This window comes from Streptomyces coeruleofuscus, from assembly GCF_039532725.1.
Lineage (GTDB): Bacteria > Actinomycetota > Actinomycetes > Streptomycetales > Streptomycetaceae > Streptomyces > Streptomyces coeruleofuscus.
In genome coordinates, this window is record NZ_BAAASE010000006.1 from 1 (window position 1) to 16,357 (window position 16,357).

A 16,357-nucleotide genomic window follows, 5' to 3' on the forward strand; every position below is an offset into this window, starting at 1 on the left:
GTGGCGTCACCACCGTCGTCCAGGATCATGTTCGGACCGCCGGTGGGGCTGTCCGGCCACGTCAGCGCCTGCTCCGTGCACCACCAGTACTCCTCCAGCGTCTCGCCCTTCCAGGCGAACACCGGGATGCCGGCTGCGGCGATGGCGGCGGCCGCGTGGTCCTGGGTGGAGTAGATGTTGCAGGAGGCCCAGCGGACCTTCGCCCCCAGGGCGACCAGGGTCTCGATGAGTACGGCCGTCTGCACGGTCATGTGCAGGGAGCCCGTGATGCGGGCGCCCTTGAGCGGCTGGGCCTCGGCGTACTCCTCGCGGATCGCCATCAGGCCCGGCATCTCGTGCTCGGCGAGGGTGATCTCCTTGCGGCCGAACTCGGCCAGGGACAGGTCGGCGACCTTGAAGTCCTGGGACTGGGTGTGGCGGTCAGCGGGCACTGAGGCTCCTTGAGGCTTGGACGGTGCGGTGGATGTCGAGGGCCGCGGTGGAACGGTTGAGGGTGATGTAGTGCAGGCCGGGGGCGCCTTCGGCGAGGAGCCGCTCGGCCATGGCGACGGCGTGGTCGACGCCGATGCGGTATGCGGTACCGGGGTCGTCCCGGGCGGCTTCGAGCCGGTGGGCCAGGTCTTCGGGGAAGGCGGCGTCGCTGAGCTCGGCGAAGCGGCGGATCTGCCGTACGTCGGTGGCGGGCATGATCTCCGGGATGATCGGGGTGTCGCAGCCGGCGGCCGCCACGCGGTCCCGGAGCCGGAGATAGTCCTCGACGTGGAAGAACATCTGCGTGATGGCGTAGTCCGCGCCGGCCTTGCACTTGGCCACGAAGTGACGGAGGTCGGACTCCGGATCCGGTGACCGGGGATGCCCTTCCGGAAAGGCGGCCACACCGATGGTGAAGTCACCGAGCGAGCGGACCAGTTCGACCAGTTGGCAGGCGTGGGCGAAGCCGTCCGGGTGCGGGATCCACTCACCCCGGGGGTCGCCGGGCGGATCGCCGCGCAGGACGAGGACGTCGCGGATGCCGGCGTCCGCGTAAGCGCCGATGATGTGCCGCAGCTCGGCGACCGAGTGGCCGACAGCGGTGAGGTGGGCGACCGGACGCAGGGTGGTCTCCGCGGCGATGCGCCGGGTGACGGCGACGGTGCGGTCGCGGGAGGAACCTCCGGCGCCGTACGTCACGGACACGAAGTCGGGCCGCAGCGCCTCCACCCGGCGGATCGCTTCCCAGAGGGTGCGCTCTCCGTTCGCGGTCTTCGGAGGGAAGAACTCGAAGGAGAACGTGGTCCTGCCGGTCGTCATGGGCGGCCTCCCGCGCTGAAGTAGCTCGCCTCGGGGTGGTGGACGACGATCGCGTCCGTGGACTGCTCCGGGTGGAGCTGGAACTCCTCGGAGAGCTCCACGCCGATCCGCTCCGGCCGCAGCAGGCCGGCGATCTTGGCGCGGTCCCCGAGAGCGGGGCAGGCCGGGTAGCCGAGCGAGTAGCGGCAGCCCTGGTACTGGGTCCGGAGCATGCCGTCCAGGCCGGCCGGGTCGTGCGCGCCGATGCCGAGTTCCGCGCGGACACGGCCGTGCCAGTACTCGGCGAGGGCCTCGGCCAACTGCACGGACAGACCGTGCAGTTCCAGGTAGTCCCGGTAGGCGTCGGTCTCGAAGAGTTCGGCCGTGGCCTCTCCGATCCGCGAGCCGACGGTGACGATCTGGAGCCCCACGACGTCGACCTGGCCGCTCTCCTCCGAGCGGAAGAAGTCGGCCAGGCAGAGGCGCCGGCCGCGGTCCTGACGGGGGAAGGTGAAGCGGGTGCGCTCGGTGCCGTACTCGTCGAGGATGACCAGGTCGTCGTCCTTCGACACGCACGGGAAGTAGCCGTACACCACCGCGGCTTCGAGAAGGTTCTCGGTCCGCAGCCGGTCCAGCCACATCCGCAGCCGGGGCCGCCCCACGGGTTCGATCATGTCCTGCTTGAGGCCCCACTGCCCCTTGAACAGGGCGCCCTCGTCCAGCCAGGACGCGTACTCCTTCAACGGGATGCCCTTGACGACGCGGGTTCCGGAGAACGGCGGTGTCGGCACGGGGTTGTCGGTGGCCACGTCCGAGCGCCGCGGGCTCTCCGGCGGCCGTTGCTCCGTGTTCCGCACCGCTGCGGCGGCCTTGACGCGGCGCTGTCTGAGTTCGGGGAGAGCCGCTCCCGGGATCCCCCGCTTCACCGCCATCAGGGCGTCCATCAGGCGCAGTCCCTCGAAGGCGTCGCGGGCGTAGCGGACCTCGCCCCGGTAGATCTCGTGCAGATCCTGCTCGACGTAGGCGCGGGTGAGGGCGGCGCCGCCGAGGATCACAGGGAAGCGGGCGGCGAGTCCCCGGGTGTTGAGCTCCTCCAGGTTCTCCTTCATGATCACCGTGGACTTGACCAGCAGCCCGGACATGCCGATGACGTCGGCCCGGTGCTCCTCGGCGGCCTCCAGGATCGCCGAGACCGGCTGCTTGATCCCGAGGTTGACGACGTTGTAGCCGTTGTTGGTCAGGATGATGTCGACCAGGTTCTTGCCGATGTCGTGCACGTCACCGCGCACGGTGGCCAGCACGATCGTGCCCTTGCCCGCCTCGTCACCCTCGACCTTCTCCATGTGCGGTTCCAGATGGGCCACGGCCGTCTTCATCACCTCGGCCGACTGGAGCACGAACGGCAACTGCATCTGCCCCGAACCGAACAGCTCACCGACGACCTTCATGCCCTCCAGCAGCGTCTCGTTGACGATGTCCAGGGCCGGGCGGGACTCAAGCGCCTCATCCAGATCGGCTTCCAGGCCATTGCGCTCACCGTCGATGATGCGCCGCTTCAACCGCTCGTCCAGCGGCAGCGCGGCCAGCTCCTCCGCCTTGCCCGCCTTCAGCGACTTGGCCGTCGCGCCCTCGAACAGCTGCATCAGCTTCTGGAGCGGGTCGTAGCCCTCGGCGCGCCGGTCGTAGACCAGGTCCAGAGCCGTCCGGACCTCCTCCTCGCTGAACCGGGCGATCGGCAGGATCTTCGACGCGTGCACGATCGCCGAGTCCAGGCCCGCCTTCACACACTCGTCCAGGAACACCGAGTTCAGCAGCATGCGGGCGGCCGGGTTCAGACCAAAGGAGATGTTCGACAGGCCCAGCGTGGTCTGCACCCTCGGACGGCGCCGCTTCAGCTCACGGATGCCCTCGATCGTCGCGATGCCGTCCTTGCGGGACTCCTCCTGACCGGTGCAGATGGTGAACGTCAGACAGTCGACGAGGATGTCCTCCTCGTGAATGCCCCAGTTCCCGGTCAGGTCCTCGATCAGCCGCTCGGCGATCTCGACCTTCTTCTCCGCCGTGCGGGCCTGGCCCTCCTCGTCGATCGTCAGCGCGATCAGCGCGGCACCATGCTCCCGCGCCAGCTGCGTGACCTTCGCGAAACGCGACTCCGGACCGTCGCCGTCCTCGTAGTTCACCGAGTTGATCACCGCCCGGCCGCCGAGCTTCTCCAGACCGGCCCGGATCACCTCCACCTCGGTGGAGTCCAGCACGATCGGCAGCGTCGAAGCGGTGGCGAAACGCCCGGCCAACTCCTCCATGTCGGCCACACCGTCCCGGCCGACATAGTCCACGCACAGGTCGAGCATGTGCGCGCCCTCACGGATCTGCTCCCGGGCCATCTCCACACAGTCGTCCCAGCGGCCCTCCAGCATGGCCTCACGGAACTTCTTCGACCCGTTGGCGTTCGTCCGCTCACCGATCGCCAGGTACGCGGTGTCCTGCCGGAACGGCACCGACTGGTACAACGACGCCGCACCCGGCTCGGGCTGCGGATCTCGGGGCGGCACCTCAAGGCCCCGCACCCGTTCCACGACCCGCCGCAGGTGCTCGGGCGTCGTGCCGCAGCAGCCGCCGACCAGGGACAGGCCGTAGTCGCGGACGAACGTCTCCTGCGCATCCGCCAGCTCCACAGCGGTCAGGGGGTAGTGCGCCCCGTCCTTGGTGAGCACCGGAAGCCCCGCATTGGGCATGCAGGACAGCGGCACGCGGGAGTGGCGGGACAGGTGGCGCAGGTGCTCGCTCATCTCCGCTGGGCCGGTCGCGCAGTTCAGACCGATCATGTCGATGCCGAGCGGCTCCAGGGCGGTCAGCGCCGCGCCGATCTCGGAGCCGAGCAGCATCGTGCCGGTCGTCTCGACGGTGACCGACACGATCAGAGGTACGGCGTGGCCGGTGGCTTCCATGGCCCGGCGGGCGGCGATGACGGAGGCCTTGGTCTGAAGCAGGTCCTGCGTCGTCTCCACGAGAAGCGCGTCCGCGCCGCCGGCGAGCAGGCCCTCGGCGTTCTGCTGGTAGGCGTCCCGGATCGCGTGGAAGGCGATGTGGCCCAGCGTGGGCAGCTTCGTACCGGGCCCCATCGAGCCCAGCACCCAGCGCGGTCGCCCGTCACGGGCGGCGTACTCGTCGGCCGTCTCGCGGGCGATCCGGGCGCCGGCCTCCGACAGTTCGGAGGTCCGCTCGGCGATCCCGTACTCCCCCAGGGCGGCGAGGTTCGCGCCGAACGTGTTGGTCTCCACGCAGTCGACGCCCACGGCGAAGTACGCGTCGTGGACCGACCGGACGATGTCCGGCCGCGTCACGTTCAGGATCTCGTTGCAGCCCTCCAAGCCCTGGAAGTCTTCCAGGGTGGGGTCCTGGGCCTGGAGCATGGTGCCCATCGCCCCGTCCGCCACCACCACACGGGTGGCGAGCGCCGTCCTCAGATCTTCGCCGCGCGTTCCCGTCACGACAGCCCCCGCAGATGAGCCACGAGGTGCGCGGCGCACCCCACTCCGTAGGTGGACCGCAGCCGCGCGAGCAGCGCATCGCGGTACAGGCGGTACTCCTGCGTCCCGACGTAGTCCAGGACCGTGGCGGCCAGGACGCAGCCGAGTTGGGCGGCGCACTTCTCCGGCACGCCCCACGCCGCACCCGCGAGGAAGCCCGCGCGGAAGGCGTCACCGACTCCTGTGGGATCCACGACGCCCGCCACCTCGACCGCGGGAACGGCCAGGGCCTGGCGCCCCTCCCTCCGGATCCGGACGCCCGCTGCTCCGTGCGTGGTGACCCAGCAGCCGACGCGGCGCAGGATCTCCGGCGCGGTCAGACCCGTACGGTCCTGGAGGAGCGCGGCCTCGTACTCGTTGGTGAACAGCCAGCGTGCGCCGTCGATCAGTTCGAGGACGTCGTTCCTGCTCAGGCGTGCAAGCTGCTGGGAGGGGTCGGAGGCGAAGGGGATGCCCAGGGAGCGGCACGCCCGGGTGTGCCGGAGCATGGCCGCGGGGTCGTCGGGCGAGACCATCACCAGCCCGAGCCGGCCGACCCGCTCCACGACCGTCCGCAGGTCGATCCGGCGGGCTTCCGCCATGGCGCCGGCGTAGAAGGTCGCGATCTGGTTCTGCATCCGGTCGGTCGTGCACACGAAGCGTGCCGTGTGCTGCTCCGCGCTGACCAGCACGGAGTCGGTGTCGACCCCGTGCTGCTTCAGCCATATCCGGTAGGGCTCGAAGTCGCCGCCGACCGCGCCGACGAGTACCGGCCGCATGCCGAGCAGCCCGAGGCCGAAGGAGATGTTCGCTGCCACGCCGCCGCGACGGATCTCCAACCGGTCGGCGAGGAAGGACAGGGAGACACGGTCCAGGCGGTCGGCCAGAAGCTGGTCGGTGAAACTCCCCGGGAACGACATCAGATGGTCGGTGGCGATGGAGCCCGTGACAGCGATGCGCATCTCAGCCCCCCACAGCCCTGAGCAGGGCGTCGACCCGGTCCGTGGCCTCCCATGAGAACTCCGGGAGTTCACGCCCGAAGTGGCCGTACGCCGAGGTCCGGGCGTAGATCGGCCGCAACAGGTCCAGGTCGCGGATGATCGCGGCGGGCCGCAGGTCGAACACTTCGGTGATGGCGGCCTGGATGCGGTCCACCGGCACGGCTTCGGTGCCGAAGGTCTCGACGAACAGGCCTACGGGCTCGGCCTTGCCGATGGCGTAGGCGACCTGGACCTCGCAGCGGGAGGCGAGGCCCGCGGCGACGACGTTCTTGGCGACCCAGCGCATCGCGTACGCCGCCGAGCGGTCCACCTTGGAGGGGTCCTTGCCGGAGAAGGCGCCGCCTCCGTGGCGGGCCATGCCGCCGTAGGTGTCGATGATGATCTTGCGGCCGGTCAGGCCGGCGTCGCCCATGGGCCCGCCGATCTCGAACCGCCCGGTGGGGTTGACCAGCAGCCGGTAACCGTCGCTCTCCAGACTCAGGCCCTGTTCGGCCAGCGCCTTGAGCGTGGGCTCGACGACGAGGTCCCGGATGTCCGGGGCCAGGAGACCGTCCAGGTTGATGTCGGGGGCGTGCTGGGAGGAGACGACGACGGTGTCCAGACGGACCGGCCAGTCGCCGTCGTACTCGATGGTGACCTGTGTCTTGCCGTCCGGTCGCAGGTAGGGGCACGTTCCGTTCTTGCGGACCTCGGTCAGCCGCTGCGCCAGCCGGTGCGCGAGGTGGATCGGCAGCGGCATGAACTCGGGGGTGTCGTCACAGGCGTACCCGAACATCAGGCCCTGGTCGCCGGCGCCCTGCCGGGACAGCTCGTCCCCGCCGCCTTCGGTCCGGGCCTCGTACGCGGAGTCCACCCCCCGCGCGATGTCCGGGGACTGGGATCCGATCGACACCGACACACCACAGGACGCCCCGTCGAAGCCCTTCGCGGAGGAGTCGTAGCCGATCTCGAGGATCGCGTCGCGCACGAGCTGGGCGACGGGGGCGTAGGCGGTCGTGGTGACCTCGCCCGCGATGTGCACCTGCCCCGTGGTGATCAGGGTCTCGACGGCGACGCGCGCGGCCGGGTCCTGGGCGAGCAGCGCGTCCAGGACGGTGTCGCTGATCCGGTCCGCGATCTTGTCGGGATGGCCCTCGGTGACCGATTCGGAGGTGAAGAGCCTCCGGCCCATCTCACTTCACCCCCGCACGGAAGAAGTTGGCGTCGATCGCGTCGAGGGTGCGGATGGCGTCGACCTCCAGGGTCTCCATCTCGATGGGGCGGCCGCTGTGCTGCTCCAGCAGGAAGACGAACTCGACGAAGGACAGCGAGTCGATGAGGCGGTTCTCGATCAGGTCCAGGTCGCCCGGGATGTCCTCGCGGTCCGGGTGGCGCTTGAGGATCCAGTCCTTGACCTGCTGCAGTGCCTCGCTCATGGGTGTGCTCCTCACATTGCTGTGTACACGTGGGTGGGCAGGCGTCTCACGGCCTCGGGCCGGAGGGATCGCCGAGGATGGGGGCGGCCACGGCCACCGCGTAGTCCACGTCGTGGCTGATGCTCACCGTGATGTCCGTGATGCCGGACTGTGCCGCCATGTCGGCGGCGCCGCGCCGCAGTTCGACGAGCGGCCAGCCGCCGTCCGAGCGGCGCACCACGATGTCCCGCCACGGCAGGAACCGGCCCCGGACCCGCAGTGTCTTGAACGCCGCCTCCTTGGCCGCGATCCGGCCGCAGAGACTGAGCAGATCAAGCCCGCCGGACGTGCGGCAGTCGGCGAGTTCTCCGGGGTCCAGCATCCGCTCGAAGAACCCCTCGCCGTGGTCGTCGAGGAGCCGACGGACGCGCTTGACGGACACGATGTCCATGCCGAGGTTCGCCCAGCCCGGGCCGCCGCCTGCGGCGGTGGGGTGGGCCGGCACGTCACACCCCCGGTCCGACCGGGGAGAGACGGTCCCTGGCCGCGTGGACGGCCTCCGTGGCGGCGGCCCAGCTGCCGTGCCGCCGGGTGAGTGCGGACAGCCAGCGCTCGAGACCGAAGGCGACGCAGCTGGTGAAGGCCGGTCCGCCGGTGCCGGCGAGGGTGATGGAGCAGCGGTCGCCGAAGAAGTTGCGGTGGGTGTTGACGGAGGCGATCGCCAGGTCCTCGTAGAGGAACTCGTGTTTGACGGGTGACAGCCGCTGGAGCACCGCTTTGGAGCCGCCCTTGTCGTAGAAGGGGTCGCAGGCGGCTTCCTTGCGCAGCGGCAGGTCCAGCGCCCGGGCGAAGGCGGTGATGCGGTCGCTGGAGTCGCACAGGTGGTTCTCGGCGTGCTCGCGGCTGCCGAGGGCCACGATCTCCCGCATGCGGAAGCCGAGTTGGCGCCTGAGCCCCTCGTAACGCTCCTCCTTGCGGAAGCACCAGCCGACGACGGTGACGAGGGTGTCGTCCGCCACCTCGCGGCCTTCGTGGTCGAGGTAGACCGCGTAGCAGGACGCGGAGGGCAGGCCGAGGTCGGCGGGTTGCAGAGTGGAGCAGGGAAAGCATCCGGTCTCGGCACAGAACTCACCGCGCCGGTCCACCTCGATCGCGGTGGCGACGACGGCCTGGTGCGGGAAGTTCTCGTAGTAGTCCAGGCGCCGCAGATCCGCGGCCGGCAGCAGCGGGGGCATGGTCATGGGGCGTGCTCCGGCAGCCACTCCCCACCTTTCGAAGGTGTCGTCGAGCAGCCGCAGCAGGGCGGTGCCCTCCGGTCCGAGGGAGGGCAGGCCGCGGGCTTCCCGGGGTGAACCCGGTGAAGACCGCGGGGCTGTGAACGTGGTGTGGGACACGGTGGTTGACCACCTCTCGGGTCAGATGACCGGCAGCGTGTCGTCGGAGAAGATCCCGGTCTTGAGGAAGAAGGCGAGCGGCTTGCGGATGGCCTTGCGCTCGTGCGCGCGCCGGCGCTCGTCGGCGACGAGGGCGTTGCGCAGACCGAGCGGGTCGGCGACGCCGGCGTCGCGGTAGACGTGCGGGTTGTAGAGGGAGTTGACGCTGAAGACGACGTACCGCTTGAGGTAGCTCTCCACCTCGCGCAGCCGCTCCTCGCCCACCGCGTCGCGCATCCGGGTGAACAGCAGCGAGACCAGCTCGCGCCCGAAGGCGATGTGCCGGGACTCGTCCTGGTGGTGGATGCGGTTGACCTGGCGGATGGTGTCGCAGAGCGTCCCGTCCTGCGCCATCCGCGCGTTGTAGTGGTCGACCAGCTCCTCGAAGAACAGGATGCGGGCGAAGACGAGGAAGTTCTCGACCTCGGGTTCCCACGCCGAGTCGGCGCGCATGGCGGTCGAGGCGTAGATCTTGCCGCCGTAGCGGCGGCAGAACTCGGCGAAGAACCACATGTGTTCGTTCTCCTCGCCGATGAAGTGGTGGAAGAAGTCGGACGGCACCTCGAAGCCGGGCATGTGGATGCGGCCCACGACCTCGATGAGCAGTTCGCGGATGCCGTGCACGTTCAGGCTGTAGAAGTTGATGGACTCCCACTTGGACAGCCGGTGCAGGGTCTCCTCGCCGAGCTCGTCGAAGTACGGGGTGCCGTAGGGGGTGAGCAGCTCGGGGCTCATCCACAGGCGGTTCTCGTCGAGCTTCTCGGGCCACTCGAACTGCTGGTACGGGTTGTAGTAGTCCTCGATGGACTTCTCGCTGAGCCGTTCGAGGACTTCGAGGAAGCGGTCGGTGACGGGCAGGGCCGTGGCGGCCATGGTCTCTCCTTACGCGGGCGGGTCGGGACCGGACGCGGTGAGCTGCTCAGGGCCGGACTTCGTACACGGCGTTGACCGGGGTCTCGGTCGCGCGCCGCCAGCGGGTGAAGCCGGCCTCTTCCGCGATGGCGCGGAACGCCTTCTCGCCGGAGTGGTTGCCGAGGGCGTGCGGGCCGCGCTGGGCGACGGCGACGGGCAGGCACATCACGGCGGACAGCGACATGAACATGCGGGCCGCCGGTGTGCGGGTGTCGATGTCGGCGGGCGAGACGTTGGACTCGACGAGCATCCAGGTGCCGTCCTGGTCCAGGGACTTGTGGACGTGCTGGGCGGCGGCGACCGGATCGCCCATGTCGTGCAGGCAGTTGAAGAAGGTGACCAGGTCGTAGCCGCTGCCCGGGTAGTCGTCGGCGGACGCGGTCTCGAAGACGACGCGCTCGGACAGGCCCGCGTCGTCGGCGAGCTGCCGGGCGATGGCGACGGCCTCCTCCGAGTAGTCGAAGCCGTACACCCTGGCCCGCGGGTAGGCCTTGGCGATGAGCAGGGTGGTGTGTCCCACGCCGCAGCCGATGTCGGCGACGCTGCCGCCGTTCGCCAGCTTCTCGGTGACGCCTTCCAGCGCGGGCAGCCAGTCGGGCAGCAGCCGGTGCCGGTAGGTGGGCTGGAAGAAGCTGCCCATGCCGGTGTCGAGCGCCGGGTCGTGCTCGGCCCAGCCCACGCCCTCGCCGGTGCGGTAGGCGTCGACCAGCAGGTCCTCGGTGGCGTAGAGCGCCTTCAGCGCGGTGAAGAATCCCGCGGCGTACGTGGCGGACCCGGCGTCGGCGAGGACGGAGGCGTGCGCCTCGGGCAGGGTGTACTTGTCGGACGACGGGTGGCGTTCCACGTAGTCGGCGCTGAGCTGGGCGTGCAGCCACTCCTGCGCGTACCGCGCGGTGACGCCGGCGTGCTCGGCCAACTCAGCGGGGGTGAGCGGGCCGTGCTCGGCGAGGGCGCGGTACAGGCCGAGCCGCTCGCCGAGGGAGACGGTCAGGCCGCGGACGGCGGCTGCGGCGTCGTCGATGAGGCGCTGGTGGAAAGCGGTGGTGGGGTCGGCGCTCGGGGCACCGGTCGGGTCGGTCATGACGTGGCCTCGTCTCGGGTCGCGGTGAACAGGAAGGACCGCGGCACGCGGGGTACCTCACGCGGGGGCACGGGGTAGGGCCAGCGGCCGAAGTCGGCGCCGTCCTCCCCCGGCTGCCTGACCTCGCGCACCGTCCAGCCGCAGGAGGTGAGCAGCCGCTCGGGCTCCTCGGTGCCGAACAGCCAGGGGTTGCCGTCCTCTTCGAGCACCTTCATGAAGGGCCGCGAGAGCGGGTTCTCCAGGGCCGCCTTGCTGATGACGTCGCCGAGGAGGACGGAGCCCGGCGCGCTGTGCTGCCACAGGCTCGTGATCAGGGTGCGCACGGCGTCCTCGGGCAGGAAGAAGAGCAGGCCCTCGACCACCCACAGCGTGGGCTGCTCCGAGCGCCAGCCCGCTTCCTTCAGCGGGCCGGTCCAGTCCTGGGTGAGGTCGACGGCGACGGTGCGGCGTTGGCGGCCGGCCGGCTCCGGCTCGTCGGCGAGCATGGCCGCCTTGGTCTCGAGCAGTGCGGGCCGGTCGAGTTCGTAGACGGTGACGCCCGTGGGCCAGTCGAGCCGGTAGTAGCGGGTGTCCATACCGGCCGCGAGGAACACGACCTGGCGGATCGCCCGCTCCCGCATCGCGCGGCCGATGGCGCGGTCCAGGTAGGTGGTGCGGATGGCGAGGAACGGCACGGTGCCTGCGCCCGCGTAGCGCTCGAGCAGCTCGAAGCCGACGGTGCCGGCGACCGTGCGGGCGTAGGGATCGGCGAACAGCCGGTCCTCACGCTCGGTCTCCAGTGCCCGCGCGGCGGCGGTCCACTGGGCAGTGCGGGATACGGCCTCCACAGGAGGTCTCCCTTCGGGAAGCGCTTGGGAAGCGGAGGTGGAGCGGGGTGTGTGCGGACGGCCGTGTTCAGCGCTCTCGTGCACAGGGGACCGGGTCCTCCGCCGCGGACATCGACGCGGGGGATTCGGCGGAGGAGTCGGCAGGGCGCCGCCGGAAGATGCTGTGCAGGACCATGCTGAACACGGCCGTCCCGTCGGGGGCCACCAGCTCGCAGCGCGGCTGGACGATGCCGGTGGCGGGATTGCCGAACGAGGGGCGCGATCCCAGGATCCGGATACGCGCGGTGAGGACGTCGCCCGGACGCACGGGCCGGTGGTAGCGGACCTCGTCGATGCCCGGTGATCCGACGCAGGCGCTGTAGGCGAGGAGCCCGTCGACGTAGCGCCGCATGAAGAGCGCCGAGGTGTGGAAGCCGCTGGCGATCAGCCCTCCGAAGGGCGACTGCTTCGCGAGCTCCGGGTCGGTGTGGAAGGGCTGCGGGTCGTAGCGCCTCGCGAACTCCAGCACCTCCTCCTCGGTGACGGTGACAGTGCCGAGCTCGTGGATGTCACCGGTGCGGAAGTCCTCGAAGTAGCGCATGACGCCCCCCTGGATCCGGAGAGAAGATTCTCTTTACGTACTCCAATCTACGAATGAGCCGTTTATTTTGTCAATCCAAATCTACGACCGAACCAAACTGCCCGCCAAGGCTTGTTCGACGTCTCTCCACAGGTCGTCCGGGTGCTCGATGCCCACCGACATCCGCACCGTCCCGGCGCCGATACCGGCCGCCGCCAGGGCCTCCTCGCCGAGCTCCCGGTGCGATGTCGACGCCGGGTGGGCGACCAGCGTCTCCACTCCGCCCAGCGAGAGCGCGAGCCGGGCGAGGCGCACCCGCTCGATGAACGCGCGGCCGGCCGCCCGACCGCCGGCGAGCTCGAACGAGACCATGCCGCCGCCTCCGGACAGCACCTTGCGCGCCAGGTCGTACGAGGGGTGTCCGGGCAGCCAGGGCCAGTGCACGGCGGTGACCTGCTCGTGCTCCGCGAGGCGGCCGGCCAGGAGCTGTGCGCCCGCGCAGTGCTGCCGCATCCGCAGCGGCAGCGACGGCAGCCCGCGCAGGGTCAGCCAGGCCGCGAACGGGTCGGCGCAGGCGCCTAGTTCGACCGTGCGCGGCCACACCCGGTCGCGCAGCTCCACGTCGGCGAAGACGGCGACCCCGCCCAGTACGTCGGAGTGACCCGCCAGGTATTTGGTCGTCGAGTGCACCACCACGTCGGCGCCGTGCTCCACGGGACGGCACAGCACGGGCGACGCGAGGGAGTTGTCCACCACGCTCACGACACCGTGCCGCCGGGCGGCCGACAGCAGGCCGGGGAGGTCGGGCACCAGCCCGGTCGGATTGGCGATGGTCTCGAGGTGCAGCACGCGAGTGGTGGGCCGCACGAGCCGCTCGAACTCGGCCGTGTCGTCGCCTCGTACGTACTCCACCTCGATGCCGTAGCGCGCCGCGAGGTCCGCGAGCACGGCGTACGTTCCGCCGTACAGGCAGCGCTGCGCGACCACGTGGTCCCCTGGCCGCAGAAGCGAGAGCAGCACCCCGCTGATCGCCCCCATTCCAGACGCGAAGGCGATGGCGGCGGCTCCTCCCTCCAGCGCGGCGAGCGTGCGCTCCAGGGACCGCACGGTCGGATTGCCGCGCCGCGAGTAGACGTACGGGCCGTCCGGCCCGGCCATGGCGTCGGCCAGCGCGTCTGCGGAGTCGAAGGCGAACGCCGAGGACTGGACGATGGGCACGCTCAAGGGCCGGCTGCCGCTCGGCGCGGGCTCGTTCAGGATGTGCACGGCACGGGTCTGCATGTCCAAGACTGGTACTCCTCTCCAGACAGGGCTCAGGGCCGCCCGATGCCCCGGTTGCCCGGTGCCGGACGGCCCTTCGGAGGTTCTCTGGTCCTGGTGGACGGCGGCGTTGTGCGACTCCTCCACCTGCCCACTGGCCGGCCGCTAGACGCCGGCCCGCTCGCCCCGCGCCGCGGGGGCGGCGTCGGCCTGCGGTGCGGCGGCCGCCTTGTCGCCGCGCATCACCAGCAGGGTGATCAGCCCGCCCACTGCCGCGATGACGGCGGCCCAGACGAACGCGGCACTGAAGCCGTCCGTCAGCGCGGGCAGGTTGCCCAACTGGCCGGCGCCCTGCGACGTGGCCACCGCGGTCAGCGCCGCGAGGCCCAGTGCGGAGCCCACCTGGTAGGTGGTGTTGACGATGCCGGACGCCAGGCCCGCCTGCTCCTGCGGAGCCCCGGACATGGCGGTCATCATCGCCGGGATGTAGGCGAGCGACATGCCGAGCGCGGCGACCAGCGAGGCGGGCAGGACGTCCACCGCGAAGGTGCCGGTGGGCTCGACGGCGGACAGCCACAGCAGCCCGGCGGCGAGGACCAGCAGACCGCCGCCGATCAGCGGCTTGGCGCCGACCTTGGCCATCAGCTTCGCCGTGATCGCCGTCATGAAGATCATCAGCAGACCGGTCATCGGCAGCAGCGCGGCTCCGGAGGCGAACGCCCCGTAGCCGAGGACCTGCTGGAGGTACAGGTTGAGGAAGTACCACATCGGGATCCACGCGGCACCGAGCAGGGTCATCGCGAGGTTGGCCGAGCCGAGCCGCGGGACGCGCCAGATGCCGAGCGGCATCAGCGGCTCGCGCACCGTCTTCTGGATCACGAAGAACAGCACGAGCAGCGCGGCGGCACCGGCCAGCTGAAGCACGGTCCCGGTGGAGGTCCAGCCGGCCTCCGGCGCGCGGACGATGGCGAAGACCGCGAGCGCCAGGCCTGCGGTGACCGCGGCGGCTCCGAGCACGTCGACGGCACCGCGACGGCTGCCGACGGCGGGCAGGAGCCGGGTGGCCGCCAGGGTGGCGACGCCGATCGGTACGTAGATGATGAAGATCCACGGCCAGCTCAGCCACTCGGTGAACACTCCGCCGAGGAACACACCGGCCGTGCCGCCCGCGGGCGCGGCGGCGCCGTAGAGCGCCATGGCCTTGCCGAGCTCCTTCGGGTCGTGCGCGAAGAGCATCATCAGCAGCGTCATGGCCGACGGTGCGATCAGCGCGCCGCCCACGCCCTGAACGGCACGGCCGACGACCTCCACCCACGCCGTCTGCGCGGCGGCCGCGACGACCGAGCCGGCGATCAGCACGACCCAGCCGGTGTTGAAGATCTTGCGGGCACCGAGCAGGTCGGAGAGGCGGCCGCCGAGCAGCAGCAGTCCGCCGAAGGCGATGACGTAGGCGTTGAAGACCCACTGCAACTCACCCTGCGAGAAGCCGAGGTCCTTCTGCATCTCGGGGAGCGCCACCCCGATGATTGACGTGTCCATGATGACCATGAACTGAGCGGCAGCGAGCACGACCAGTGCCCACCAGCGCCGGGGATTGACGGCAGACATGGGTTCGTCCCTTCTCTGATATACCCCTGGGGGGTACCTTGAGTGGGACCGTAACATACCCGTGGGGGGTATGTAAGAGGGTGAAGGGAGACTCCGGATCCGACCCATCGGAAACGCGCCGCTGACGCCGCCCGTCAGCGCGCCCGGCAGGCCCCCGCCCGGAGAGGGGGGCTAACCCCAGTGCGTCCGGCGCCCCGGCTTTCTACGGTGAGTGGCATGACCGGAATGGACGCGCGGGACACCGACCTGAAGAAGGAACTCGACGCCACCCTGCACGCGCGCAGGGATCTGGGCGAGGATTACGAGTCCGCGCTGGTCGACTCGTTCCTGGAGAAGGTCGACCAGCGGATCGACGGCGCGGTGGAGCGCCGGGTGCGCCGGCAGCTCGCCGAGCAGCAGATGCAGACGACCCGGGACTCCCGGTCGCCGGGGGCCACGGACTCCTGGGGCGAACGCTTCGGCTTCGGCATCGTCTCCCTGGTCCTGGCGGTGCCGCTGTCCGCGATCGGCGGGGGCCTGGCCCATCTCCCCGGCCTGCTCGCCGCCTGGGCGGGCATCGTCGGCGTCAACGTCGTACAGGCCGCCCGCACCAACCCGGGCCTGTTCGGCGGCCGCCGCCAGTCCTCCCGGAACAGCGACTGGGAGGACTGAGCGGGCACACGCCGTTCAGACCTGGCGGGTCGGCAGCGCGACGATCTGCCGCAGGTTGACCCGGCGCGGGCGGCTGGTCACGTAGGCCACCAGGTCGGCGAGCTCCTCGGCGGACAGCGCGCCCACCTCGTCCACCATGCCCGCCACCTGCCGTGCCAGTTCCGCGTCCTCGATGTGCGTCCGCAGCTCGCTCTCGACGATCCCGGGCTCGATGTTGGTGACCCGGACGTCCCGCGGCCCGAACTCGGAGCGCAGGGCCTGCGACAGATGGGTGACGGCGGCCTTGGTCGCGCCGTACACCGCGTAGTTCGGGAAGCTGACGTGCGCGGCGACGGACGAGATGTTCACGATGTCGGCCGTACGGCCGTCCGCGGCCGCGCCCACCAGGTCACCGGTGAAGGCGCCGGTGATCCGCAGCACTCCGGCGACGTTGGTGTCGAGCATCCGCTGCCACTCGTCGGCGCGCCGGGCGTCGACGGGGTGCGGCAGCATGACGCCGGCGGAGTTGACGACCAGGTCGACGGGCCCGTACTCGGCGTGGATCCGGTCGGCGGCGTCGGTCACGGACGCCTCGTCGGTGACGTCCGCGACGACGGCCAGGGCCTGCCCGCCGTCGGCGCGGATCTTCCCGGCGAGCGCCGCCAGCCGTTCCTCACGCCGGGCGAGCAGCGCCACCCGTGCGCCCTGCGCGGCCAGCAGCACGGCGACGGCCTCACCGATCCCGCTCGCGGCACCGGTGACGACGGCGGTACGGCCGGCCAGGTTCTCGTACGGCATGGAGTGTCCCCTCGGTGGTGGCCGGGGCGTCTCCCCGGCCTCGTCCACCACCCTCGGCTCCCCCGGCGGCCGTACC

General features: G+C 70.6%; 16 protein-coding genes. 1 reads left to right on the top strand and 15 read right to left on the bottom strand.

The features are described from left to right. The 14 genes from ABFX81_RS23455 to ABFX81_RS23520 form a co-directional block, all read right to left on the bottom strand. Nucleotides 1-431: adenosylhomocysteinase (locus ABFX81_RS23455; protein WP_346138611.1), on the bottom strand; the 431-nt coding region annotated here is incomplete at its 3' end. Beyond that, entirely contained in the window at nt 421-1,290 is an 870-nt protein-coding gene (gene metF / locus ABFX81_RS23460; RefSeq protein WP_086845063.1) for a methylenetetrahydrofolate reductase [NAD(P)H], read from the bottom strand. The genes metF and ABFX81_RS23455, both read right to left, overlap by 11 nt. Beyond that, the gene (gene metH, locus ABFX81_RS23465; RefSeq protein ID WP_086845061.1) at nt 1,287-4,760 is read right to left on the bottom strand and encodes a methionine synthase; all 3,474 of its coding nucleotides are present in this window, start codon (nt 4,758-4,760) and stop codon (nt 1,287-1,289) included. Before metH ends, metF begins: the two co-directional genes overlap by 4 nt. Beyond that, a complete protein-coding gene (locus ABFX81_RS23470; RefSeq protein ID WP_086845060.1) occupies nt 4,757-5,740 on the bottom strand; it encodes a PfkB family carbohydrate kinase in 984 nt (327 codons plus the stop codon). Before ABFX81_RS23470 ends, metH begins: the two co-directional genes overlap by 4 nt. A 1-nt stretch (nt 5,741) precedes the next feature. Then, the gene (gene metK, locus ABFX81_RS23475; RefSeq protein WP_346138613.1) at nt 5,742-6,950 is read right to left on the bottom strand and encodes a methionine adenosyltransferase; all 1,209 of its coding nucleotides are present in this window, start codon (nt 6,948-6,950) and stop codon (nt 5,742-5,744) included. Between the two features lies 1 nt (nt 6,951). Continuing rightward, complete coding sequence (locus ABFX81_RS23480) at nt 6,952-7,194, bottom strand: acyl carrier protein (protein WP_086842223.1); 243 nt, start codon at nt 7,192-7,194, stop codon at nt 6,952-6,954. A 46-nt stretch (nt 7,195-7,240) separates the two neighbouring features. Next, a complete protein-coding gene (gene acpS / locus ABFX81_RS23485; protein WP_086842220.1) occupies nt 7,241-7,678 on the bottom strand; it encodes a holo-ACP synthase in 438 nt (145 codons plus the stop codon). A gap of 1 nt (nt 7,679) precedes the next feature. Beyond that, nucleotides 7,680-8,567 (bottom strand): class-II aminoacyl-tRNA synthetase family protein, encoded by an 888-nt coding sequence (locus tag ABFX81_RS23490; RefSeq protein ID WP_346138614.1) that lies wholly within the window; start codon nt 8,565-8,567, stop codon nt 7,680-7,682. 21 nt (nt 8,568-8,588) lie between these two features. After that, nucleotides 8,589-9,479, bottom strand: a complete 891-nt coding sequence (locus tag ABFX81_RS23495) for a diiron oxygenase (protein ID WP_086842218.1) — start codon at nt 9,477-9,479, stop codon at nt 8,589-8,591. A 46-nt stretch (nt 9,480-9,525) separates the two neighbouring features. Further along, nucleotides 9,526-10,599 (bottom strand): methyltransferase domain-containing protein, encoded by a 1,074-nt coding sequence (locus ABFX81_RS23500; protein WP_086842216.1) that lies wholly within the window; start codon nt 10,597-10,599, stop codon nt 9,526-9,528. Further along, nucleotides 10,596-11,426, bottom strand: coding sequence for an SAM-dependent methyltransferase (locus tag ABFX81_RS23505; protein ID WP_086842214.1), 831 nt, complete (start codon nt 11,424-11,426; stop codon nt 10,596-10,598). Before ABFX81_RS23505 ends, ABFX81_RS23500 begins: the two co-directional genes overlap by 4 nt. 67 nt (nt 11,427-11,493) lie before the next feature. Further along, nucleotides 11,494-12,006 (bottom strand): MaoC/PaaZ C-terminal domain-containing protein, encoded by a 513-nt coding sequence (locus ABFX81_RS23510; protein ID WP_086842212.1) that lies wholly within the window; start codon nt 12,004-12,006, stop codon nt 11,494-11,496. 81 nt (nt 12,007-12,087) lie between these two features. Next, nucleotides 12,088-13,266 (bottom strand): aminotransferase class V-fold PLP-dependent enzyme, encoded by a 1,179-nt coding sequence (locus ABFX81_RS23515; RefSeq protein WP_086842227.1) that lies wholly within the window; start codon nt 13,264-13,266, stop codon nt 12,088-12,090. Nucleotides 13,267-13,410: 144 nt separating this feature from the next. Beyond that, complete coding sequence (locus ABFX81_RS23520) at nt 13,411-14,853, bottom strand: MFS transporter (protein ID WP_086842210.1); 1,443 nt, start codon at nt 14,851-14,853, stop codon at nt 13,411-13,413. A 225-nt stretch (nt 14,854-15,078) separates the two neighbouring features. On the opposite strand from ABFX81_RS23520, the gene ABFX81_RS23525 reads away from it, so the two are divergent. Beyond that, on the top strand, nt 15,079-15,504 hold the full coding sequence (locus ABFX81_RS23525; RefSeq protein WP_346138748.1) for a hypothetical protein: 426 nt from the start codon (nt 15,079-15,081) through the stop codon (nt 15,502-15,504). Nucleotides 15,505-15,519: 15 nt separating this feature from the next. On the opposite strand, the gene ABFX81_RS23530 is transcribed toward ABFX81_RS23525, so the two are convergent. Continuing rightward, nucleotides 15,520-16,281 carry an SDR family NAD(P)-dependent oxidoreductase gene (locus ABFX81_RS23530; RefSeq protein WP_086840126.1) on the bottom strand — a complete coding sequence of 254 codons (762 nt, stop codon included), beginning with the start codon at nt 16,279-16,281 and terminating at the stop codon, nt 15,520-15,522. Between the last annotated feature and the right edge of the window lie 76 nt (nt 16,282-16,357).